This window comes from Mesorhizobium abyssinicae, assembly GCF_049887195.1.
Classification (GTDB): Bacteria; Pseudomonadota; Alphaproteobacteria; order Rhizobiales; family Rhizobiaceae; genus Mesorhizobium; species Mesorhizobium abyssinicae.
Genome location: NZ_JARAKC010000003.1, coordinates 72438 through 95561 on the forward strand (window position 1 = coordinate 72438; position 23124 = coordinate 95561).

Below are 23124 nucleotides of genomic sequence, written 5' to 3' on the forward strand. Positions count from 1 at the left end.
CATGCATCCCGCTTTCTCCGTCGTCTTCTTCACCACTGCCACAGGCGCCGGCTACGGCCTGCTGGCGCTGCTTGGCGTGCTCGGCGGGCTGGGCTTTGTCGAACCCGACTTCTGGCTCGGGCTCGTCGGCATGGGACTGGCGCTCGGCCTGATCGCGGCCGGCCTTCTGTCGTCGGCCGGCCATCTCGGCCGACCGGAGCGCGCCTGGCGGGCGTTCTCGCAATGGCGCAGTTCCTGGCTGTCGCGCGAGGGCGTTGCGTCGGTGGCGACCTTCATCCCGGCGGGACTGTTCGGCATCGGCTGGGTGTTCTTGGGCCGCAGCGGCGGCTGGGTGGCGGTCGCCGGATTGCTGGCGGCTGTCGGCGCGGTCGCCACGGTCTGCACCACCGGTATGATCTATGCCTCGCTGAAGCCGATCGCGCAGTGGCACAGCCGCTTCACCCTGCCCGGCTACCTGATCTTCTCGGCGATGACCGGCGGCGTGCTTTTCAACGCGTTGCTGCAGGGTTTCGGTGGCGGATCGAGAGCCGTGCTGGCGTTCGCGCTGGTCCTAACCTTGCTCGGCTGGGGCTGGAAGCTGGCGACGTGGCGGCACAACGACGAACTGGAAATCCCGACCACGGCCAACACCGCGACCGGCCTTGCCGGCGGCACGGTGCGGTCGCTCGAGTGGCCGCATACCGAGGAAAACTATCTGCTCAAGGAAATGGGTTTTCGCATCGCGCGCAAACATGCCGCCAAGCTGCGGCGGATCACGCAGGCCCTGGCCTTTGCCTTACCGGCCCTGCTGCTTGCCGGAGCATTCGTTCTGACCTGGCCGGCTGCCGCTGTGCTCTCGGTGATCGCCGCTCTGCTGCAGCTCGCCGGCATGCTGGTCGAGCGCTGGCTGTTCTTCGCCGAGGCGAAGCACACGGTCACCCTCTATTACGGCCGGTAGCGCGTTCTCCCCGTCATGCGGCCCGTGCCCGTGACGCAGCCGGCAAGTCCTTCAGCAATATCTCGATCGCGGCATCGACGACGGCTGTCCGTCGGTCGTGTGCGTAAAGACCGTATTGGACCGTGAGCGTGTCGGGAACGCCAGTCGATGTCTTCAGCACCCGCATCGAAGCAGTGCGCACCGATTCGGGCGGAAGCAGCCCGATGCCCAGCCCATTCTCGATCGCTGCCTGCAGGCCGGTGACGCTCTGGCACGACAAGCCGATCCTGTGCTCCCTGCCGGCGGCAAGCAGCGCCTCAATCATGCGCCTGCGCCAAGGGCAGGTCGCGCCAAAGGCGACGAGATCGAGCGGCCGCTCCGCATCCAGTTCGTAGTCCTGGGCGCAGACCCACTGCAGTTCGACGTTCCACGTCGTCAGGGCATCGGCCGCGACGACGGACGTCGGGGCGATCATGACGTCCAGCGCATCCTCACTCCAAAGCCGTCCCAGCGCGACGCTGTGCTCGACCGTCGCGTCAATGCTGATGTCGGGATAGGTGCGATGAAGCCGACCGAGCGCTGCCGACAGCGCCGCCGTCGTGACCTCCTCGGCGAGGCCGATGCGCACCCCGCCGCCTATGCCGGCCTGCTGCAGGCGCGCCACCGCCTCATCGCCCAGAGCCAGGATGCGGGTCGCGTATCCCAGAAAAAGTTCCCCCTCCGCGGTTGGCACGACGCCGCGGCCGGTGCGTCGGAACAGGTGCCGTTGCAGCAATCCTTCGAGCCGCCGCATCTGCATGCTCAGCGACGATTGGGTTCTGCCGGTCTGCGCCGCGACCCTGCTCAGGCTGCCCTGCCGGCAGACCGCCACATAGGTGCGAAGAAGGTCGATGCCAATCTGGTCAGATATCATGATCCTTGAACTCTGATGTCATGGATATCAACCTACAATGATATCGCGCCACGCGCTATCTCCCTGCCACGAGACAGCGCAAGGAAGAAATCCATGAAAGCGATCCGCGTCCACCGCCATGGCGGCCCAGATGTGCTTGCCTATGAAGATGTCGACATCGGCCAGCCCGGAACCGGCGAGGTCCGCGTGCGCAACCGGGCGGTCGGCCTCAACTTCGTCGACATCTATTTCCGCACCGGCGAATATGCGCCGCCCGCTTTGCCATTCACGCCGGGCAATGAAGGCGCCGGCGAAATCGTCGCCGTCGGCGAAGGGGTGAGCGGCTTCGCGCCCGGCGATCGTGTCGCCTATGTCGAGACGCTGGGCGCCTATGCCGAGGAACGCATCGTGCCGGCGCATTTTGTCGTCCATCTGCCCGACGCCATCGACTTCGAGACCGGCGCGGCGATGATGCTGAAGGGGTTGACGGCGCAATATCTGCTGCGCCGCACGTTTCGCGCCGAGGCGGGCCACACCATCCTCGTGCAGGCCGCGGCGGGCGGCGTCGGCCTCATCCTGACGCAATGGGCGAAGCATCTCGGCGCCACCGTCATCGGCACCGTCGGTTCGCCTGAGAAGGCTGAACTCGCGCGCGCCAATGGCTGCGACCATGTCATCGACTATGGCAGGGACGACCTTGCCGCGCGGGTGAGGGAGATCACTGGTGGCGAAGGCTGTCACGTCGTCTACGACGGCGTCGGCAAGGCGACCTTTCCCGCCTCACTCGATTGCCTGCGGCCCTTTGGCACCTTCGTCAGCTTCGGCACGGCGTCAGGATCGATCCCGCCGTTCGACATCATGCTGCTGATGCAGAAGGGCTCGCTGTTCGCCACCTGGCCGTTGTTGTTCCATCATCTCGCCAGGCGCGAGGACGTCGTCGCCATGAGCGAAGAACTCTTCCGCGTCGTGCTGAGCGGTGCCGTGAAAATCCCCATGCACGCCCGGATGCCGCTCGCCGAAGTGGCCGAAGCGCATCGCCGGCTCGAAGCGCGGCAGACGACCGGCGCAACCGTGATGCTTCCCTAAAGCAATTTTCAGCTCAGCCCGGCCGCAGCATCGAGCCGGCAATGGCGAAGATGCGCTCGGCGCCGAGCATATAGGCCATCAGCGTCTCGCGACGGAACAGGCCGGCATAGGCGCGGTCGAGCACGTTGAGCGAGCCGGTATAGGCGCCGAAGGCCGGCATGATCATGCGGCCGCCGTCGGCGGCGAAGCAGCGCCGCCGCACCGAGCGCCCTTGCTGGACGATCCGGGCGCAAGGATGGAGGTGGCCTGATATCTCGCCCTCCACGCGCACCTTGGACGGCTCGTGCCTGAAGAGGAGAGAACCGATGGCAAGCTCGCGCACGGTCTCGCCGGGCAGGTCGGCCGGCGCGTCCGGATCGTGGTTGCCGGCGATCCAGAACCAGTCGCGGCCGGCGATCAGGCTTTCCAGTCGCTCGCGGAAGCTTTCGTGCATACGCGCCGCGCCGCCGCCGTCGTGGAAAGAATCGCCAAGGCTGATGACGATCGCCGGCTGGTAGTCGGCGATCACCGCCTGCAGCCTGAGCAGCGTCGCACCGGTATCGTAGGGCGGGATCAGCGCGCCGCGCCTGGCGAAGGAGGAGCCCTTCTCCAGATGCAGATCCGAGACCGCGAGCAGCCGCAGATCGGGGAAGTAGAGCACGCCGCGGGGATCGCAGACCGCGCGTTCGCCGGCGATGCCGACAAGATCGGCCTCGGCGATCAGCGATGCGCGTGTCAGCGAAAAATTCATGCCTCGCTCATTCCCGGCCCCATGGCCTCCTCGACCAGCGTCGCCGCATCCATCAGCAGTGTTTCGTCCGCTTCGCCATGCACCGGCATCTTGCCGATCTCGAGCATGATCGGCACGGCAAGCGGCGAGATCTGCTCGAGATTCTTATGCACGATTCGACCCTTGATGCGCGAGAGCATCTCGGCAAGCCTGCTGACATCGAGCAGACCAGTCGCCGCATCGGCACGCGTCGCCTGCAGCAGGATATGATCGGGCTCGTGGCTGCGCAGCACGTCATAGACGAGATCGGTCGATACGGTGACCTGGCGGCCGCTCTTCTCCTTGCCCGGGTGGCGTTTCTCGATCAGTCCCGAGATCAGCGCGCAATTGCGGAAGGTGCGTTTCAGCAGCCAACTGTCGGCGAACCACGCCTCGAGATCGTCACCCAGCATGTCCTGGTCGAAGAGGGTGGGCAAGGAAGGTCTTTTCGCCCTGAACATCATGCCCATGTCGGCCAGCGACCATATGGCAAGCGCATAGTCGGTGGCGACGAAGCCGAGCGGCCTGGCGCCTGCCCTGTCGAGCCGGCGGGTGAGCAACATGCCGAGCGTCTGGTGCGCCAGCCTGCCCTCGAACGGATAGGCGACCAGATAGTGGCGGTTGCCGCGCGGAAAGGTTTCTATCAAAAGGTCATCGCGTTTGGGCAGCACCGATTTGTCGGCCTGGAAGCGCAGCCAGTCGGCGACCTGCTCCGGCAGCTTCTTCCAACGCTGCGGATCGTCCAGCATGGCGCGCACCTGCTCGGCGAGATAGGTCGAAAGCGGAAACTTGCCGCCGCCGTAGTAGGGCACCTTGGCATCGCTGCCAGGCGCGTTCGACACGAAGCATTCATTCTCGCGAATGCCTTCGAAGCGCAGCACCTTGCCGGCGAACATGAAGGTATCGCCATGCGTCAGCGTCTCCAGGAACGCCTCCTCGATCTTGCCGAGGACCCGGCCGCCGCGCGAAGCCGACCCTTTGCTGCCGGCCTGCACGTAGCGCACGTTGAGGGCCGGCACCTCGATGATGGTGCCGACGTTCAGCCGGTACTGCTGGGCGACGCGAGGATTGGATACGCGCCACATGCCGTCCTTGTTCAGGCGGATGCGGGCGTAGCGCTCATAGTTCTTCAAGGCGTAGCCACCGGTGGCGACGAAATCTATCACCCGGTCGAATGTCGGCCGGTCGAGGCTGGCATAAGGCGCCGCCGATCTGACCTCCTCGAACAGCGCGTCGGCGTGGAATGGCGCGCCACAGGCGCAACCCAGGACATGCTGGGCCAGCACGTCGAGCCCGCCATCGACCAGCGGCGGCGTGTCCTGCGCGCCAAGATAGTTGGCGTCGAGGGCCGCCCGGCACTCCAGCACCTCGAAGCGGTTGGCGGGGATCAGGATCGCCTTCGACGGTTCGTCCATGCGATGGTTGGCGCGGCCGATCCGCTGCGCCAGCCGGCTGGCCCCCTTCGGCGCGCCGACATGAACGACCAGATCGACATCGCCCCAGTCGATGCCGAGATCGAGCGTCGAGGTGGCGACGATGGCGCGCAGCGCATTCTCGCCCATCGCCTTCTCGACGCGGCGGCGCTGCGCGACATCCAGCGAACCGTGGTGCAGCGCGATCGGCAGCGTGTCCTCATTGACCCGCCATAGTTCCTGGAACAACAGCTCGGCCTGGCTACGGGTGTTGACGAACAGCAAGGTCGTCTTGTGGCGCTTGATCTCGCGATAGATCTCCGGCGTGGCGTAACGGGCGGAGTGTCCCGCCCACGGCACGTGCTCTTCCGAATCGAGGATGGAGATTTCCGGCTTGGCGCCGCCGGTGACGACGATCAGTTCGGCCATGTCATCAGGTGGATTCTGGCTGACCAGCCAGCGCCGCAACTCGTCCGGTTCGGCCACCGTTGCCGACAATCCGATCGTCTGCAGTCCGGGCACAAAGTTGCGCAGCCTGGCCAGGCCGAGCGCCAGGAGATGGCCGCGCTTCGAAGTCACCAGCGAATGCAGCTCGTCGAGCACGACATAGCGCAGATCTTCGAAGAAGCGCCTGGCGTCGCCGGCCGCGATCAGCAGCGCCAATTGTTCGGGCGTGGTGAGCAGGATGTCGGGCGGCGCCAGCTTCTGCCGCTGGCGCTTGTGCGAGGGCGTGTCGCCGGTGCGCGTCTCGACAGTTACAGCTAGGCCGATCTCCTCGACCGGCTTGCCGAGATTGCGCTCGATGTCGACGGCGAGCGCCTTGAGCGGCGAGATGTAGAGCGTGTGGATGCCGCGATGCGTCTGGCCGGGTTTCCGCCTGGGACGGTTGGCGAGCTCGGTGAGCGAGGGCATGAAACCGGCCAGCGTCTTGCCGGCGCCGGTCGGCGCGATCAGCAGCACCGACTGGCCGGCCTGAGCCCGCGCCAAAAGCTCGAGCTGATGGGCACGCGGCGCCCAGCCCTTTTCAGCGAACCATCTGACGAATGGTTCGGGCAGGACCACTGCGGCATTCTGTTCGGCAAGGCGCGGCTGCTCTGTCACCCGCCAGAGGTAGCGCGACGGCGCGCGAACGCCAAGGAAAATCGGAACAAAAGGGGATCATCCTTCCTCGCCCCATTTACGGGGGGAGGATGCCGGCAGGCAGGTGAGGGGCGGCGCCGGCGATCAGAGGTTGGTCGTCAGCGCGAACAATCAGGGGTTCGCGCGCCCCTCATCCGCCCTTCGGGCACCTTCTCCCCGTGAACGGGGAGAAGGAAAGATCACGGTCGCCGGAACCCCGTCGGACCGCCATAGAGATAGCCGATGCGGGCGACGGCGTCCTTCAGTCCCTCGCGCGAGACCAGCATGGTGTGGCCGTTGGCATGGATCATGGTGTCGGCATCGGTCATGATCGCGACATGGCCTTTCCAGAAGACGAGGTCGCCGCGCCGCATGCCGGTGAAGTCCGGCCCCGGATCGAGCGGCTTGCCGATCGAGGCCGCCTGCATGTCGGAATCGCGCAGCACGTCCCTGCCGGCCATGCGCATCGCCAACTGCACGAGGCCGGAACAATCGATGCCGAAGCCCGAGACCCCGCCCCAGAGATAGGGCGTGCCGAGAAAACTTTCCGCCACCGAAACATAGTCGGCCGCAGTCTCGCCGGCAGGCTGCAGATGGGCCGCGATGAGCGCCTGGCCCGACGACAAGAGAGCATAGTGCGTGCCGCGCGTTTCGGCGGCGCCGGTCACCGTCACCGCCGATCCCATCGACAATTGGCCGCTCACCGGAAAGCGCAGGTCGGGGCCGGGATACAGAAACGTGCGCGGCACCGAAACGATATGGGTCGGCGCCTGCTCGCGTGGACCGAGCACCGTGTCGGCGACATAGCCGACATAGCCGTCACGCTCGGCCTGGATCCAGGCCCAGCCTGCGCTGTCCTCGAAAACGAGCACGTCGTCGCCGAACAAGGCTTGCGTGTTGACGCCGGCATCCGGGCGCGGCGCCTTGCGCAGGTCGGCGACGGACACCGAGATCCGCGCCGGCCGGCCGGCGACGAAACGATCGGCTGAGACCTCTCCCTTCAGCCTGGCATCGGCGAGATCGGAACGGAAGGCGTGAAGGCGGGCATCCCTGGCGGTCAAATCGAGCACTCGGTCAGATGGACAATCGGTCAGATGGGCAGTTCATGGGCCCTGGCGATGATACCATCGCCGAAACGCTCGACAAAGAGCGCTCCCTCGACCGTGCGCCGGATCAGGACGTTGCGCTTGTCGAGCTCGTCGCGGTGGCGCGACACCAGCTTCAGCGCCCCCATCGTGTCGAGCGCGCGGGTGATGACCGGCTTGGTGACGTTGAGCCGGGCGGCCAGCCCTCGCACCGTGTGCGGCGGCGGGTCGAGATAGATGGTGAACAGGATCGCCGTCTGGCGCATGGTGAGATCGGGCGAGCCGTCGCGCACCTGCGACAGCATTACCTGCTGCCACAGTCTGAGGGCCTGGCTCGGGCGCATCGAGATCGACATCGCGCCAGCATGCCGGCAAATTGTTTCGGTTCCGTTTCAGTGGCGGCATCTTGCGGCCGTCCCGGATGCGTCACGCAAATCGCTTCGAGATGATCCGCTCCAGCGCCCGGATGCCTTGCGCCTCGCCGCCGGTGATGCCGTGTGGGCGATCGGACGGGTTCCAGGCGAAGATGTCGAAATGCGCCCAGCGCGGCGTCTTCTCGACGAAGCGCTTGAGGAACAGCGCAGCCGTGATCGAACCGGCGAAGCCATCGGTGGTGACGTTGTTGATGTCAGCGATCTTCGACGACAGTTTTGCATCGTAGGGCCGCCACAACGGCATGCGCCACAGCGGATCCTCCACGGCGACGGCGGCCGCCGACAGCTCGGACGCCAGCGTATCGTCGCCGGTGTAGAAAGGCGGCAGGTCCGGGCCGAGCGCGACGCGGGCGGCACCCGTCAACGTCGCCATGTCGACCAGCAGCTCGGGCTGCTCGTCGTCGGCGAGCGCCAGCGCGTCGGCCAGCACCAGCCGCCCTTCGGCATCGGTGTTACCGATCTCGACGGTGATGCCCTTGCGGCTCGTCAGCACGTCGCCCGGCCGGAAGGCGTTGCCGGCAATCGAATTCTCGACCGCCGGGATCAAGACGCGCAGCCGCACGTTGAGCCTGGCAGCCATGATCATCGACGCCAGCCCAAGCACGTTGGCCGCGCCGCCCATGTCCTTCTTCATCAACAGCATGCCCGCGGACGGCTTGATGTCGAGGCCGCCGGTGTCGAAGCAGACGCCCTTGCCGACCAGCGTCACCTTCGGCGCATCCGGCGAGCCCCAGAGCAGGTCGATCAGCCGCGGCGCGCCGGATGAGGCGCGGCCGACGGCATGGATCATCGGGAAATTCTGCTTCAAGAGATCGTCACCCTTGATCACCGACACCTCGGCGTCGTGCGCCGAGGCCAGCGTCCGCGCCGCCCTTTCCAGCTCGTCCGGCCCCATGTCGCTGGTCGGCGTGTTGACCAGATCACGGGTCAGGAAAACGCCATCGGCGATGCGGCGGACATGCGCGGCATCGGCACCCGCCGGCAGCACGAAGCGCAGCGCCTTGCCGGGCTTCTTGCCGTAGCGGGTGAAGGCATAGCCGCCAAGCACCAGCCCGGTCGCGGCCAGATCCGGCCAGGCCGGCTCGGTGGCGAAATGCCAGTCGCCTTCGGGCAATGCCCTCGCCAGGGCGCCAACGGCAAGCGTGCCCTCGCCGTCGCCAAGGCCGAACAAGGCGCCGGCGAGCGCGCCGTCTTCGCCGGGCAAGGTCAGCGTCCTGCCGGCCTCGCCGGAAAAGCCGTTGGCCCTGGCCCAGGCAATCGCGGCCGGCGCGAGGCCGGCGGCCTCGAGGCCGCCGCCGGTGACCAGATGAACCGGCAGCGCGGCCGTGGATTTCGTCTCGACGAGTTCGACTGGCATTCGATGGTCTCCGGCTAAGGACGCTTGGTCATTGTTCACTGGCAGAAGCGTCAGAAAAATCCAACGAGAATTCGGGCGACGGCGCCGGTCAGCGTATCGTCCGTTCGACCCGCGCAACGGTGGGCCTGCCCTAACAGTAGGGACAATGGGAGCTTCAGGGGCCTTTCTTAACTGTCCGTTAGGGTTAACAGAATATTTCTTCGGGAGGGAAGACGGCCACGCAAGGCCGCAGATGGATGGAGGCCGCAGGCCGATGCTGATCAACGGTTTGATGAACACCACGGGCAAGCGGCTGATCACCACGGTCTTCATGGCAGCACTCGCGGCAAGTGTCGCTGGCTGCGGGACCAGCAAGTTCACCACCGGCTCGATCACGCGCTCCAACAGCAAGCCGCTGGAGACCATGTCGGCGACCGAGTTGCACAGCGCAACGACCAGGCTTGGCGAATCCTATGCCAAGAACCCCACCGACAAACGGATCGCCACCAACTACGCGGCGGCGCTGCAGATGGACGGCGATGCCGACCAGTCGCTTGCCGTCATGCGCAAGCTGGCGATCGCGCTGCCCAAGGACCGCGACGTGCTCGCCGCCTACGGCAAGGCGCTCGCCGCCAACGGGCAGTTCGAGCCGGCGCTGGACGCCGTGCGCCGCGCGCAGACGCCGGAATATCCGGACTGGCGGCTGGTGTCGGCGGAGGCCGCGATCCTCGACCAGCTCGGCCAGCGGGACGAGGCGCGCCAGGACTATCGCAAGGCGCTCGACCTCAAGCCGAACGAACCCTCGATCCTGTCCAATCTCGGCATGTCCTATGTGCTGGAAGGCGATTTGCGCACGGCCGAGACCTACATGCGCTCAGCGGCCCAGCAGCCCAACGCCGACAGCCGCGTGCGCCAGAACCTGGCGCTGGTCGTCGGCCTGCAAGGCCGCTTCGACGAGGCCGAGAAGATCGCCTCACAGGAACTCTCACCCGACCAGGCGCAGGCCAATGTCGCCTATCTGCGCCAGATGCTCGCCCAGCAGAACGCCTGGAGCCAGCTGAAGGACCAGGACAAGGACAAGGCCGCGACCAACTGACGGCAACGCCGGCGCGTCAGCCGATTCTTCAAGGTCATCGGCAGTGGCTCAGTTCCAGATTTGAGCTTTGGCTTTCAGCGAGATCGGATCGGTTTCGATGAGACGGAGAGACTTCACCATACCGGCGGTCTCGGCCTTGTATTTGAGAAAATGCGGCGTGGTCAGGTGCATTTCATAAGCCGCCTGATCGGCATAGCCCTCAATGACGCGGACGAGATGCGGGCTTTCCCTGACCGAAACCGCGAACAGAAAAAGCACCCCGGGCTCCAGCCTCACGGAGGCTTCAGTCTCTTCAGCGATAAGGGCGGCGTAGGCGTCGAGGCAGTCGGCGTCGATCTCCAGCTCCGCTATCCTCACAATCATTGGCTGTCCCGTTTGCTTCGGCGCGCGCAGCCGGCGTCTCGGCTGCCTTCTTCTCGATCAGCGCGACAATATCACTGATCTCTCAAAGCCTGTCAGTCACGCCAGCGGCCATTGCCGGCGTCAAGCGCAGCTTTTTCGTCAGCGTCCGGGCTGCCTTACTGGCTGCTGGTGTTGTGCTGATCGCCGAAGATGCCGCGCTGGCTGACCTGGATGCCGGCCGGTCCCAGGATGATGGCGAACAGCACCGGCAGGAAGAACAGGATCATCGGCACGGTGAGCTTGGGCGGCAGGGCGGCTGCCTTCTTCTCGGCCGCATTCATGCGCATGTCGCGGCTTTCCGAGGCCAGCACGCGCAGCGCATGCGCGACCGGCGTGCCGTAACGTTCGGCCTGGACCAGCGCCTGCGTCACCGACTTGACCGATTCCAGGCCGGTGCGGCTGGCGAGATTCTCGTAAGCCACCTTGCGCTCCTGCAGGTAGGAGAGCTCGGCGTTGGTAAGCACGAATTCTTCCGCGAGCGCCACCGACTGCCCGCCGATCTCGTCGGCAACCTTGCGCAGCGCCGCCTCGACCGACATGCCCGACTCGACGCAGATCAGCATCAGGTCGAGCGCGTCGGGCCAGGCCAGTTGGATCGACTGCTTGCGCTTGGTGGCGCGGTTGTTGACGTAAAGGATCGGCGCGTAGAAGCCGCCATAGGCAACCACGACACAGACGAACAGCTTGATGAAGGGCGGCTGCAGGGGCAGGCCGCCGAGCACGAAAAGGTAGACGGCCGCCAGGGCGAAACCGACAAAGGGCAGAACCAGGCGGAAGAAGAGAAAGCGCGTCAGCGGATTCTGGCCGCGAAAACCCGCCACCTTGAGCTTCTGCAGCGTTCCCTCATCGGCCAGCGCGCGCCTGAGATCCAGCCGCTCGACGATGTTGCGCATGCCGATCGACTGTTCCTCGCGCAGGCCCTTGCGGCGGCGATCGGCTTCGTTGGCCAGCCGCACGCGCTGCTTGGCGCGCAACTCCTCGCGCTCGAGCGCCACCGATTTCATGCGCGACTTGAGCTGGTTGCCGCCGAGCGCGGGCAACAGCGTGAAGACCGTCGCGAACACCGCGATGCCGACCAGCAAGGCGATCAGGAAGGCGGGATCGGTAAGCGATTTGACGACCTGGTCCGTCATGTGGACGCCCCCTAGACTTCGAAGTTCATCATCTTGCGCATCACCAGGATGCCGATCGACATCCAGACCAGGGAACAGCCGATGATCAGGTTGCCTGTGCTGGTGGTGAACAGCGGCATGATGTAGTTCGGGCTCGACAGGTAGACGAGGAAGGCGACGACGAAAGGCAGGGCGCCGATGATGACGGCCGAAGCCTTCGCCTCCATCGACAGCGCCTGCACCTTGGCCTTCATCTTCTTGCGGTCGCGCAGCACGCGCGAGAGGTTGCCCAGCGCCTCGGAGAGGTTGCCGCCGGCCTGCGACTGGATCTGGATGACGATGCCGAAGAAGCCAGCCTCCGCGCACGGCATGGTTTCGGACATGCGCATGGTGGCATCGGGGATCGACATGCCCATCTGCTGCGAATCGATGATGCGGCGGAACTCGGTCCTGACCGGCTCCGGAGATTCGTTGGCGATCAGCCGGATGGCGTCGTTGAGGGGCAGGCCCGACTTGACGGCGCGCACGATGATGTCGAGGGCGTTGGGAAACTCGTTGAGGAATGCCTTGACCCGGCGGGTACGGCGGAACGAGACGAACCAGCGCGGCAGGCCGAGGCCGCCAGCCAGCAATGCGCCAGGCAGCACCAGCAAGGGCGCGGTGGCCAGATAGGCGAGCACCGTGAGCACGATGCCGCAGATCGCCGAGTAGATGTAGAAGCGTTCGATGGAAACCTGCATGCCGGCCTGGCGGATCTGCACCTTCAGCGGCGGCTTCTTGACGATGCGATCGTTGGATCGCTGCTTCTCGTCGAGCTGCTTCAACGAATCCTGGAGGGATTTTCGCCGCTTGACCGCCTCGGCGGCGCGGTCGCGCGAGGCCTTGACGACGGAGCGGTCGGTTTCGGCGGTCTTGATGGTCTCAAGCCGCTTGCCGACCTGCTTCTCGTTGCTGATGCGGTTGAACAGGAAAGCATAGGCCACCGCCCCGGCGCTGAAGCCGGCCAGCACGACAAACGCCAATACGGTGCTGTCAATTCCGAACATCGACCAGAGCCCCTACGCCTCCAGATACCTCAGCCAGCGTTTTTCTCCATGGCCTCGAGCGCGGTCGCGAGGCGCTGCTCCTCGCCATAATAGCGGGCACGATCCCAGAAATGCGGGCGGCCGATGCCGGTCGATACGTGCTCGCCGATCAGCCTGCCGCTCGCGTCCTCACCCTTGATGTTGTAGAGGATGAGGTCCTGGGTGATGATGACGTCACCCTCCATGCCGATCACCTCGGTGATGTGGGTGATGCGCCGCGATCCGTCGCGCAGGCGGGCCGCCTGGATGATCACGTCGACGGAGCCGACGACGATTTCGCGCACGGTCTTCTGCGGCAGCGAGTAGCCGCCCATCGCGATCATCGATTCGATACGGTTCAGGCACTCGCGCGGGCTGTTGGAGTGGATCGTTCCCATCGAGCCGTCGTGACCGGTGTTCATCGCCTGCAGCAAGTCGAACACTTCCGGTCCGCGCACTTCGCCGACGATGATCCGCTCGGGCCGCATGCGCAGGCAGTTCTTGACCAGGTCGCGCATGGTGACCTCGCCCTCGCCTTCAAGGTTCGGCGGACGGGTTTCGAGGCGAACCACGTGCGGCTGCTGCAGCTGCAGTTCCGCCGAGTCCTCGCAGGTGATGACCCGCTCCTCGCGATCGATGTAGTTGGTCAGGCAGTTGAGCAGCGTCGTCTTGCCCGAGCCGGTGCCGCCCGAGATGACGACATTGCAGCGGACGCGGCCGATGATCTTGAGGACCTCGGCGCCCTGCGGCGAGATCGCGCCGAACTTGACCAGCTGGTCGAGCGTCAGCTTGTCCTTCTTGAACTTGCGGATGGTGAGCGCGGTGCCGTCGATGGAGAGCGGCGGCGCGATGACGTTGACACGCGAACCGTCGGGAAGGCGGGCGTCGCAGATCGGGCTCGATTCGTCGACGCGGCGACCAACCTGGCTGACGATGCGCTGGCAGATGTTGAGGAGCTGCTGATTGTCGCGGAAGCGGATGCTGGTCTGTTCGACCTTGCCGTTGACTTCGATGTAGACGTTCTTGGAGCCGTTGACCATGATGTCGGCGATGTCGTCGCGGGCAAGCAGAGGCTCCAGCGGACCGTAGCCGAGCACGTCGTTGCAGATGTCCTCGAGCAGTTGTTCCTGCTCGGCGATCGACATCGCGAAATTCTTGATCGCGATGATGTCGTTGACGATGTCGCGGATTTCCTCGCGCGCGCTTTCGGGATCGAGCTTGGCGAGCTGCGACAGGTCGATCGTGTCGATGAGAGCGGAAAAGACCTGGCTCTTGGTGTCGTAGTAGGTCTCGCTGCGCTCGCGCTGGACCTTCTTCGGCTCCGGCGCCAGCGGCGGCGGCTCGACCGGGCGACGGGCGGGCTGGGCGGCCAACTCTCCCGACTGCGCCGGCGCGGCGGGGCGCGCAAGAACAGCCGTATCCGCCGATCCCGGCGCCGCGGGGCCCGGTGCCGGCTGGCGGAATTCCGGCTTGGACCGGTTGCCGTCGTCAGAGCCTCTCTTACCAAACATGATCGACTACCAATTCCGCCCGGAGCAGGATGCCGAAAAGTGTGAAGCGGCTTTCGGACGACATCATGCTCTACTTTCTTCGATTTAGAGGCGGATTCAGATTTCAGGTCCATTCGACCTGAAATCATCCGCCTCTGGGTGCGTCACTTCTTGTTGCGCGAGAGCTTGCCGAGAAGCGAGCCGAGGCCCGCCTTCTTCTTGATCTTGATTTCGCTGCGCCCGGTCAGCACATGCGCGATCTCGTCGATGATGCCGACGATCGGGCTCTTGGCGTCCATCTCGCCCAGCATGCGGCCGTTGTTGGCGGCGTTGCCGAACAGCAGCGGTTCGAATTGGATGACCGCCATCGGCGTGATGCCGAGCGGTTCGGAAAAGTCCGTCGGTCCGATCTCGGGACGCTTCGGAACGCCTGCCTGATTGATGACAAGCCTTGGCGGCGGATCGTTCGGGCGCAGCCGTTTCAGCATGTCCACCATGTTCTTGGTGTTGCGCAGATTGGCCAGCTCCGGCGTCGCGGTGATGACCACCTCATCCGCCTTGACGAGGATGCTCTTGCTCCAGCCTGACCAGATATGCGGCACGTCGAGGACCAGGAGCGGTGCGCTGCGCTGGGCGGTGTCGATGAGCTGCGAGAAGGCATCGGGATCGAAGTCGTAGACCCGTTCGAGCGTGGACGGAGCGGCGAGCAGCGACAGGTGCTCGGCGCATTGCGCAAGCAGCCTGTCGAGATAGACCTCGTCGACACGCTCAGGCGAAAACACCGCCTCGGCGATACCTTGCGCCGGATCCTGATCGAAATTGATGTTGGCGGTTCCGAAAGCAAGATCGAGATCGGCGACGACCACCTCGGACTTGAACAGCGACGACATCGCCCAGGCGACATTGTGCGCGATTGTCGAGGAACCGACGCCGCCCTTGGCGCCGATGAAGGCGATCGAGCGGCCGATCGGTTCGGCCTCCGGATCGACGAAGATCGACGAGACCACGCTGACGATGTCGGTCATCGACACCGGCGCGATGACATATTCGGAAATGCCGGAGCGGATGAGTTCGCGATAGAGGCCGACATCGTTGTAGTGGCCGATCACCACGACCTTCGAGGACGGATCGCAATATTCGGAAAGCTGGGCGAGCTGCTCCAGCAGCTGCTTCGGCTCGCTGCGCGATTCCAGCAGGATCAGGTTCGGCGTCGGCGCCGACTGGTAGAACTCGATCGCCGTGGCGATGCCGCCCATATGAACCTTCAGATGGGCCTTCGCCATGCGCCGGTCGTCGCCGGCGAGGCGGACCGGACTGGCGACGCCCTCGGTCTCGCAAAATGCCTGGATCGAGATGCGCGGCACCGGCCGCAATGCCTGCATCGCGGCGATGTCCTGTTGCGATGTATCGCCGCCATCCACAGACGCGTCATAGGCAAGATTGCTCATTGTCATGCTCTCTTCCTGACTTGCGCCACTCAGTAGGTCACTTCCGAGTTGCCGAGGAATTCGTTCGAAATGCCTCTCGAGCGGTAAAGGTCGATCACCGCGCCGCGATTTTCGGCGTCGATGTCGGACTGCTTGCGCGGCCCGAGCAGATCGTTGGGATTGGCCATCTGGGCGGCAAGGTTGTTCTGGTACGAGCAGCCAAAGTCGGCGTAGTGCTTGTTTTCCGAATTCTGCAGCAGGTCTTCCGGCCAGCGGCCGCATCTGTCCGTCTGCGCCCTCACCGCCACGAAGGCGACGCGCACCGGGGCCGAAGCTTCCGGAACCGCCGACTGATACGACGTCATGACGATGCGGCCGCGCTTGACGCCGGAGGCGGCGGCGACCCGGGCGAAATCGCGACCGGCCACCAAGGCCGCTACCTCGTTGGCCGAGCCTCTCGGGACGGCGATGGTCAGCGACGGGGCCGCACTCTTGTCATAGCCGTCGAGGAAGCCGAGCAGCGTGTCGCGTTGGGCGCCGGTCATGCCGCGATCGCCGGCGCCGACGGGAAGATCGATCTTCTGGTTCTTTTCCGCGATGACGATCGGATGGCTGGTGCGATAGTCGTCGGGGATGGCGCCGACCGTGACGCTGTCGCGTTTCCAGCCGGCGCAGCCGGCGAGCGATGCGGCGAGCAGGACCGCCAGGACCGGGGCTACGGAGCGGCGGATCCGCTCGCGACCGGACCTTGCCGGCGCCGCGGTGGTGTTCGATGTCGACTGAAACATGTCCGCTTCCCCGCTCACTTGTAGATGAACCCGACAACGCCGTGATAGCGGCCGGCGGGTCTGTCGGTCTGCATGGTGCCGTAGACGCGATTGACGCGGCCAAGGAACATGCCTGCGCCGTCGCTCGGGGCGTTGAAGTTGTCGTCCGGCTTGGCAAGTTCGTTGCGCGCGACCGGCTTGGCCAGATAGGGCGTGATGATGATGACGAGCTCGCTCTCGTTGCGGACGAAGTCGCGGCTGCGGAAGAGCGTGCCGAGCACCGGGATCTTGGTCAGGCCGGGCAAGCCGTTGACGGCCTGCCTGACGTCGTCGCGGACGAGGCCGGCGATCATCATCGACCCGCCGGACGGCAGTTCCACCGTCGTATCCGCCAGGCGCTTGCGCAGCGACAGCGCATTCATGCCCTGGCTCCTTCCGCCGGCCGACAGCGACACCGATCCCTCCGTGGTCGGCTCCGATACGGAGGTCCTGACCTTCAGGCTGATGCGGCCGGGCGACAGCACTACCGGCTGGAATTCCAGGCCGATGCCGTATTCGATCTTCTCGATCGAATAGGTTCTGTTGCCCGTCTGGTTGTCGGTCGACACGTTGGCGCTGACGCTGTTGACCATGTTGTACTCGCCGCCGACCTTGAAGGTCGCCTTCTCGCCGGATACGGCGGTCAGCGTCGGCTCGGCCAGGGTCTTCATGACGCCGGCCTGTTCCATGGCGTTGATGTAGGCCTGGATCGCCGAGGTGCCGACGTTGAAGCCCGAGTTCGAGATCGGCTTGCCGAGGCCGCTGAACGTATCGCTCAGCGCGCCCCAGGAAATGCCGTTGCTGCCGCCGCTGCCGACCATGTTGACGCCGAGCTGCTTCATCACCGAGCGGCTGACCTCGGCCACGGTCACCTTCAGCGTCACCTGGTCGTCGCCGATGATCTGCAGCAGGTTGACGATCTTCGAGACGCGGCGTTCCTGGTCGGGGTTGTTGATGTCGACGCCGCCATTGGCCGATCCGCCGGCGGCGGTCTGCGAATACTGGCCGGTCGTGGCTTCACCGCCGGACACGAAGATGGTCGCCAGGTCGACGGCGCGCTTGGCGTCGAGAGGCGTGTCCACGGTTCCGGTCAGAACGACGTTGTCGTTCAGCAGTTCGACCTTGATCTCGGACGTCGGCAGGAAGCGCTTGAGGTAGTCCTCCAGCCCGGCGACGTCGCGTTCGACCGCCAGATCGAGGCTGACGATCTGCTCGCCATTGGGCCCGAAGACAAAAATGTTGGTCTCGCCCACGGCCTTGCCGAACAGATAGATGCGCCGCGCGGTCCGGGTAACCGCATCGGCGACCGCGGGATTGGCGACCAGGATGTCATAGGCATCGCTCGGCAGGTCGATGACCACCGACTTGTTGAGACCGAGCTTGACGCGTTGTGCGGCGGTGGACGCCGACACCTGGGCGTTCCGGTTCGCGGCCTTCGCCTCGACCATGCCGGGCGCGTTGGTGCCGAGCAGGAACAGGCCGATCGCCGCTGCCGCCATGAAGGGCAGTTTACCCTTTAGCCTCATTTCCTTGCTCCCACTTCGGAAACTTCGCCCGACTTGATCATCCGCACCGTGCCACGCCGGCCGTTGCCGGAAACGAGATAGTCGGCCTCGCCCAGATTCTTTTCGTGAGCGTCCGTGATCGGACGCAGCGCCAGGGTCAGGCGATCGGCCATCTGCTGCGCGACCGTGATGATTTCGGCCTGCTGCGGCGACAGCTCAAGCGTGGCGGTCTGACCGACCCTGGTCTTCTTGCCTTCCTCATCCTCCTGGATGGTCTGGTCGATCGCCAGGACGCGGATGTTCTTCAGGATGGTCTCGGTGGTGAACCCGCTGCCGCCCGTTCCGGTGTCGGAACGGCGGGTCATGATCACGTCGACGAAATCATTGGGGAGGATGAAGCCGCCGGCCGATGTGTCGGCCGATATCGCGGTGGCGACGGCGCGCATGCCGCTGGGCAGGATCGACGACATGAAGCTCTGGCCCTCGCCGATCAGCTTGGAGCGCCTGAGCGGCTCGCCCGTGTACATCGCCACGCGGGCGACAGAGCCTTTCAGCTTGTCCACGGCATCGGGCTCCGCGGCGCGGGTGATGAAATTGGCGTTGATGCCGTCGGCCGGCCACGACTCCCAGCTGATGTTGTTCTCCAGCGGGCTGCCCATAGCGACATCGCCGGACAGGACGAGCACGTCCTGCAGCGCTATGGCCGGCGCCTGGGGGCTATCGACGACGACCCGGGGCGGCGGAACCGCCACCATGTTCTTCGCGACATAACCCGCGCCGCCCGCCGCGGCCACCGCCACGCTCAGTATTATAAGTCGGGATGCTGGCATCTGTCCGAACCCTCGCCTATGGCAAACCACCTAGCCAGGGCGGACTTTGCAGCCGCAATCGTCAAAACAAGGTTAATGCAATGCTTACGATCGTGATTAATTTAAGGTTTACATAAATTAGAACGAACCGCCCTCCGGGATGCGAAAAGGGCGGCCAAGCCGCCCAGTCCAAAACCGGATAACTCGTACGCGCGATGGCAAGGGGCTAGGCGGCCAGCCTTTCCAGCGCCCATACCATCAGCGGAGAATCCGGAAAGACGATCAGACCGCCGATGCCGAGCGCGATGCCGTAGGGCACGCCGGTCGTCTGGTCGGCGAAATGGCGCAGGAAGGGATTGTGCCCGGTAAAGTCCGCCAGTGCCGATTTCCGGTAAGCAAGGATGGCGACCGTCAGCAGCCCGCCGATGAAGGTCGAAATCACCAGGTATTCGACAAGATGGATGTTGAAGCCCATCCACAGCGCGGTGGCGGCCAGCAGCTTGGCATCGCCGCCGCCCATGCCGCCGAGCGCGAACAGGCCAAAGGTCACGGCCAGCACCAGGAAGCCCGCCGCGAAATGCCAGCCATAGGCGGCCCAATCCATCCCCGTCAGCGGCGCCACCAAGGCAAAGACCACCACCAGCAGCACCGACACGCGATTGGCGATCGTCATCGACAGCATGTCGGAGATCGCGGCAAACAGCATGCAGAACGGAAAGACGACGAAGATGAGGGCTTCAAGCATGGGCGCGGTGCCTGCGGTCGAGTTCTAGCCAGTGCAGCCTAGGCATGTTCGATTAACGATTGATGAGGCGGGCCAGTCAAAATCGCCCGGCTTGATGAAAACGTGAATGACGAAAAAAGGGCCGCCAGAAGAGGCGGCCCTTTCGCTTGAAGAAGCTAATTCGCTTCAGGTATCAGGAACCTTCAACCTTGTTGGCGATGGCGTCGAACTTGTTGTTCAGCGCGTTGCCGAGGGCGCCGGCGCCGACCATGATGGCGAGCGCGATGAGAGCGGCGATCAAGCCATATTCGATGGCGGTCGCACCGGACTCGTTCTTCACAAAACGTGCAATGAGGTTAGACATTCGAGAGCTCCTACTCCACGTGTTACAGCACTTCCGTCAACTTCTCTTGCCGGTTGATCGGATGCTGCCAATCTAGGGAGAAGGCCTTTCGATCGGCTTAATAAACAGCCTTACCGATTCCTTTCCGGTCTCGAACCCGTTGCTTGGTTAACCGTCAGCTAAAGTACCAGCGGGCCGCCTTGCCGCCCGCAAAGCAGCGGCAGAGGCGGATTCCCGGCGACTGTCACAGGGAGGGCCATCGCCCGCCGTGACAGGCAATCCAACCCCGACCTTAATCGCCCTGACCAGGGGCTTAACCGTTGGTTCACCAATCTCGTTCATGTTCCGTTGAACAGTTTGCCGCCTTGGAGCGTCCAGATGACCGGGTTGAGATCGTCGTTTCCAGTTGCCGTGCTTGTCGCCGCCGCTGCCTTCGTCCTGCCGGCCAAGGCTGGGCCCGGCATCGAAGTCACCATGAACCAGGCCAAGATCGTCAAGCTGTCCCGTTCGGCCGACACCATCGTCATCGGCAATCCGGCGATTGCAGACGCCTCCGTGCAGGATGCCTCGACCATCGTGCTGACCGGCAAGGGATTCGGCGTCACCAACTTGGTCGTCCTCGACCAGGACGGCAGCCCGATCATCGATGAACAGGTCACCGTCGTGCGGCAGGATGCATCCTCGGTCAGAATCTACAGGCGCTCCGAAATCCAGACCATGTCCTGCACCCCGTATTGCGAGAGCTCCTACAAGAGCGACAGCGAGAAGGCCTCGGAAGCCGAGATGAGCGCCGGCCACTGAGCTGCCGGCCTTTTTTGGCGACTACGGTTAGCGGCCGGCTAACGGCGCTTCGACGAATTTAACGGTCATCCAAACCGGGCTTCAATGGGTTTTCGTTAATGTCCCGGCCGACATCACAAGGATCGGCAGGGAGAGGGCATGAACAGGAAGCGAGCGCCCGAAGACGACAATCGCGGCAACGGGTGGACACGGCTCCGCGCCCGCTTTCTTGGTGATCGGCGCGGCAGCACGGCGATGGAATTCGCGATGCTTGCCTTGCCTTTCGCCCTCCTCGTCTTCGCCATCCTCGAAAGCTGCATTTCATTTGCCGGCCAGGAAGTGATGGCCAACATCACCGACGACATCGCCCGCAAGTTGCGCACCGGCCAGCTGAGGCCGGCCGACGTGAGCGGCACCAAGTTGCAGGACATGATCTGCGCCAAGCTGGAAATCATCGTCGCCAACAAGTGCCCGGGACTGTCCGTGGACTTGCGCGAATATGCGACCTTCGCGGACGCCGCTACGGCGAGCTACAAGATCGTGAACAACCAGATCGTGCTGACTCAAGGCGCGAACTCGACGGCTTTCGGCGTATCGCCCGGGCTGGCGGAAACGAAGAACATGTTGCGCGTCTTCTACAAATGGCCGGTCATGACCGACTTCATGTCCAAGTCGATGACCAATATGACCGACGGCACCGCGCTGCACTTCGCGTCCGTGACGTGGCAGAACGAGCCGTTCGACAACTGAGATTGCGGGCATGCTTCGGCAAAACGGGGGTAAGGGCATGTATCGTGCGGGGGCACATCGGGGAATCTTGGCGGCCTGGACGAGAGCGAAAGGCTTTCTCGCCGATCGCCGCGGCATCGCGGCGATCGAGTTTGCCTTCATCGTGCCGCTGCTGCTCGTGATGTATTTCGTGACCATGGAGGCCTCGCAGGCCATCGAGACCAGCAAGAAGGTCAGCCGCATCGGCAGCATGGTGGCGGACCTCGTCACCCAGCAGAACACCATCACCAAGGCCGATCTCGATGCGATCATGAAGATCGGCAACTCGACCCTGAAGCCCTACAACCGGTCGGATCCCAAGATCGTCATCACGGCGATAGAGGTCACCACCGATACGACGCCTAAGGTGCAGGTCGTCTGGTCGCGCAAGCTGCTCAACGGGGCCACCAGCCCCGATGCCGCGAAGACCAGCACCACCACGATTCCCACCGCGCTCAACGTCAAGGGCACCTTCCTCATCCGCGTCGAGAGCGACCTCGCCTATGAGCCGATCATCACCTGGGCGGCGGACAGCAAGGAGCGGCTTGGGCTGACCTCGGCTTTCAGCCACATTTCGATGAGCGAGACCTACTATCTGCGGCCGCGCCGGAGCACGACGATCCCTTGCAGCGACTGCTGAGAATTGCACGGCGCCGCTTCGCCTGAATTATTGCCCGCCCTCTTTGCCCGACACCATGCGCACGATCGCAGCCGCCATCGCATAGTCCTTTTGCGAGGCGACGGTGAAGCCGCCCGAATGCGTCGTCTCCAGAAGATCGTAGACATCCGGCGTCATCGATTTCAGGTTGGTGAGAAACACGGTGAGCCGGCGCTTGGCCTCGGGATCGAGATCGCTGCGCACGGCATGCGGGCCGTATCTGAGCAGGCCTGACGTCCACACGATCCGCAGTGCCGCCTTCGAAACACCCGCCGCCTCCAGCCGCGCCAGCGTGCCGTTCGGATCGGCCGAGTGATCGCCCGCGCCGGCCGGCTGGCCTGCCGGAAGGGCCGGCGGACTGTCGGCCGCGGCCGGATTGCCGTCCGCCAGCGCTGTTTCCCAGCCGAACAAGGCATCGGCCTGCCCGTCGACCAGCATTGCCTCGGCGGCGGCCGCCGAGCCGGCATGCAGCAGATAGGGTGAATCCTCGGTGATCCCGACGCCTGCCGCCGTCAGGCCGGCAAGCGGCAAAAGCGAGCCGCCGACGCTGTCGGCGGGCGCCATGGCGATGCGATGGCCCGGCATGGCCGCAAGATCCGGCACCTTGCCGTCGCGCGTCACAAGGAGCGAGCGGATGCCGGCGGCGCCACCGGTATCGACCGGCGCCACCAGTGGCTCGACGCAGCCGCAACGCTCCGACGCCGTCGCATAGGCGACGGCCGAATAGACGGCATACTGGATGCGTCCCTCCACCTGCGCCTCGATCAGCGCCCGGTAGTCGCGGGCGACGACAAACTCGACCTTCATGCCGAGTGCCTTGGTGTAGGCGTCGGTGAGCAGCGCCAGGCCCGGAACGGTGTTGCCGGCTCCAGGTTCGGCGACGATGCCGACGCGGAATGTGCCGATGTCGTCGCGCCAATCGGCGCTGGCCGTATCCGGCCAGGACGCGGCCAGCAATGCCAAAGCAGCCATGCAGGCCTTGAAGGCAGGCCTTGCCGAAAATCCGCCGCGCCTTCCCATCCCTGCCCCGCCCGTACCGGCATCCCGTCTCGCCCGACTATCGCGCCGAGCGGTTGCCGTTTGGTTTCCGAATTGCCAATGGCGATGCGGAA

The 23124-nt window shown here is 64.7% G+C and carries 23 protein-coding genes; 6 read left to right on the top strand and 17 right to left on the bottom strand.

Annotated elements, in window-relative coordinates; genetic code table 11:
- The first annotated feature begins 1 nt into the window (after nt 1).
- A complete protein-coding gene (locus PU724_RS08425) occupies nt 2-937 on the top strand; it encodes a dimethyl sulfoxide reductase anchor subunit family protein (protein ID WP_354420192.1) in 936 nt (311 codons plus the stop codon).
- A gap of 13 nt (nt 938-950) precedes the next feature.
- On the opposite strand, the gene PU724_RS08430 is transcribed toward PU724_RS08425, so the two are convergent.
- Nucleotides 951-1829: a LysR substrate-binding domain-containing protein gene (locus PU724_RS08430; protein WP_354420193.1), complete on the bottom strand. Its 879-nt coding sequence runs from the start codon at nt 1827-1829 to the stop codon at nt 951-953.
- Between the two features lie 93 nt (nt 1830-1922).
- Between PU724_RS08430 and PU724_RS08435 the strand changes: the two genes are divergently transcribed.
- Nucleotides 1923-2894, top strand: coding sequence for a quinone oxidoreductase family protein (locus tag PU724_RS08435; RefSeq protein WP_354420194.1), 972 nt, complete (start codon nt 1923-1925; stop codon nt 2892-2894).
- Nucleotides 2895-2907: 13 nt separating this feature from the next.
- On the opposite strand, the gene pdeM is transcribed toward PU724_RS08435, so the two are convergent.
- The 5 genes from pdeM to PU724_RS08460 form a co-directional block, all read right to left on the bottom strand.
- The gene (pdeM, locus tag PU724_RS08440) at nt 2908-3624 is read right to left on the bottom strand and encodes a ligase-associated DNA damage response endonuclease PdeM (RefSeq protein ID WP_354420195.1); all 717 of its coding nucleotides are present in this window, start codon (nt 3622-3624) and stop codon (nt 2908-2910) included.
- On the bottom strand, nt 3621-6155 hold the full coding sequence (locus PU724_RS08445; protein ID WP_354420196.1) for a ligase-associated DNA damage response DEXH box helicase: 2535 nt from the start codon (nt 6153-6155) through the stop codon (nt 3621-3623). The genes pdeM and PU724_RS08445 overlap by 4 nt, the downstream gene beginning before the upstream one ends.
- 218 nt (nt 6156-6373) lie before the next feature.
- The gene (locus PU724_RS08450) at nt 6374-7234 is read right to left on the bottom strand and encodes a C40 family peptidase (protein WP_189340441.1); all 861 of its coding nucleotides are present in this window, start codon (nt 7232-7234) and stop codon (nt 6374-6376) included.
- 29 nt (nt 7235-7263) lie between these two features.
- On the bottom strand, nt 7264-7614 hold the full coding sequence (locus PU724_RS08455) for a MarR family winged helix-turn-helix transcriptional regulator (protein WP_127285600.1): 351 nt from the start codon (nt 7612-7614) through the stop codon (nt 7264-7266).
- Between the two features lie 70 nt (nt 7615-7684).
- Nucleotides 7685-9049, bottom strand: coding sequence for a leucyl aminopeptidase family protein (locus PU724_RS08460; RefSeq protein WP_354420197.1), 1365 nt, complete (start codon nt 9047-9049; stop codon nt 7685-7687).
- 253 nt (nt 9050-9302) lie between these two features.
- Here PU724_RS08460 and PU724_RS08465 point away from each other — a divergent pair, with 253 nt between their 5' ends.
- The gene (locus PU724_RS08465) at nt 9303-10124 is read left to right on the top strand and encodes a tetratricopeptide repeat protein (RefSeq protein WP_127285598.1); all 822 of its coding nucleotides are present in this window, start codon (nt 9303-9305) and stop codon (nt 10122-10124) included.
- A 48-nt stretch (nt 10125-10172) separates the two neighbouring features.
- On the opposite strand, the gene PU724_RS08470 is transcribed toward PU724_RS08465, so the two are convergent.
- From PU724_RS08470 to PU724_RS08515, 10 genes are all read right to left on the bottom strand, one after another.
- Nucleotides 10173-10487, bottom strand: a complete 315-nt coding sequence (locus PU724_RS08470; protein WP_128272648.1) for a putative quinol monooxygenase — start codon at nt 10485-10487, stop codon at nt 10173-10175.
- A 155-nt stretch (nt 10488-10642) separates the two neighbouring features.
- On the bottom strand, nt 10643-11659 hold the full coding sequence (locus tag PU724_RS08475; protein ID WP_127285596.1) for a type II secretion system F family protein: 1017 nt from the start codon (nt 11657-11659) through the stop codon (nt 10643-10645).
- Nucleotides 11660-11670: 11 nt separating this feature from the next.
- On the bottom strand, nt 11671-12684 hold the full coding sequence (locus tag PU724_RS08480; RefSeq protein WP_127285595.1) for a type II secretion system F family protein: 1014 nt from the start codon (nt 12682-12684) through the stop codon (nt 11671-11673).
- A 29-nt stretch (nt 12685-12713) separates the two neighbouring features.
- Entirely contained in the window at nt 12714-14213 is a 1500-nt protein-coding gene (locus PU724_RS08485; protein WP_127285594.1) for a TadA family conjugal transfer-associated ATPase, read from the bottom strand.
- Nucleotides 14214-14356: 143 nt separating this feature from the next.
- Nucleotides 14357-15640 carry a CpaE/TadZ family protein gene (locus PU724_RS08490; RefSeq protein WP_354420516.1) on the bottom strand — a complete coding sequence of 428 codons (1284 nt, stop codon included), beginning with the start codon at nt 15638-15640 and terminating at the stop codon, nt 14357-14359.
- Between the two features lie 29 nt (nt 15641-15669).
- Nucleotides 15670-16407: a CpaD family pilus assembly protein gene (locus PU724_RS08495; RefSeq protein ID WP_127285592.1), complete on the bottom strand. Its 738-nt coding sequence runs from the start codon at nt 16405-16407 to the stop codon at nt 15670-15672.
- Nucleotides 16408-16421: 14 nt separating this feature from the next.
- Nucleotides 16422-17951: a type II and III secretion system protein family protein gene (locus tag PU724_RS08500; protein WP_354420198.1), complete on the bottom strand. Its 1530-nt coding sequence runs from the start codon at nt 17949-17951 to the stop codon at nt 16422-16424.
- Nucleotides 17948-18760: a Flp pilus assembly protein CpaB gene (gene cpaB / locus PU724_RS08505; protein ID WP_127285904.1), complete on the bottom strand. Its 813-nt coding sequence runs from the start codon at nt 18758-18760 to the stop codon at nt 17948-17950. The genes PU724_RS08500 and cpaB overlap by 4 nt, the downstream gene beginning before the upstream one ends.
- Nucleotides 18761-18965: 205 nt before the next feature.
- A complete protein-coding gene (locus PU724_RS08510; protein WP_127285905.1) occupies nt 18966-19484 on the bottom strand; it encodes an A24 family peptidase in 519 nt (172 codons plus the stop codon).
- Nucleotides 19485-19656: 172 nt separating this feature from the next.
- Entirely contained in the window at nt 19657-19827 is a 171-nt protein-coding gene (locus PU724_RS08515) for a Flp family type IVb pilin (protein ID WP_127285906.1), read from the bottom strand.
- 357 nt (nt 19828-20184) lie between these two features.
- On the opposite strand from PU724_RS08515, the gene PU724_RS08520 reads away from it, so the two are divergent.
- The 3 genes from PU724_RS08520 to PU724_RS08530 all read left to right on the top strand — a co-directional run bounded on the left by PU724_RS08520 (nt 20185) and on the right by PU724_RS08530 (nt 21994).
- A complete protein-coding gene (locus tag PU724_RS08520) occupies nt 20185-20607 on the top strand; it encodes a pilus assembly protein N-terminal domain-containing protein (protein ID WP_127285907.1) in 423 nt (140 codons plus the stop codon).
- 138 nt (nt 20608-20745) lie between these two features.
- Nucleotides 20746-21336, top strand: a complete 591-nt coding sequence (locus PU724_RS08525) for a TadE/TadG family type IV pilus assembly protein (protein ID WP_127285908.1) — start codon at nt 20746-20748, stop codon at nt 21334-21336.
- Nucleotides 21337-21373: 37 nt separating this feature from the next.
- Entirely contained in the window at nt 21374-21994 is a 621-nt protein-coding gene (locus PU724_RS08530; protein WP_320255376.1) for a TadE/TadG family type IV pilus assembly protein, read from the top strand.
- 27 nt (nt 21995-22021) lie between these two features.
- Here PU724_RS08530 and PU724_RS08535 read toward each other — a convergent pair whose 3' ends face one another.
- Complete coding sequence (locus tag PU724_RS08535) at nt 22022-22984, bottom strand: phosphate/phosphite/phosphonate ABC transporter substrate-binding protein (RefSeq protein WP_354420199.1); 963 nt, start codon at nt 22982-22984, stop codon at nt 22022-22024.
- Nucleotides 22985-23124 lie beyond the last annotated feature (140 nt).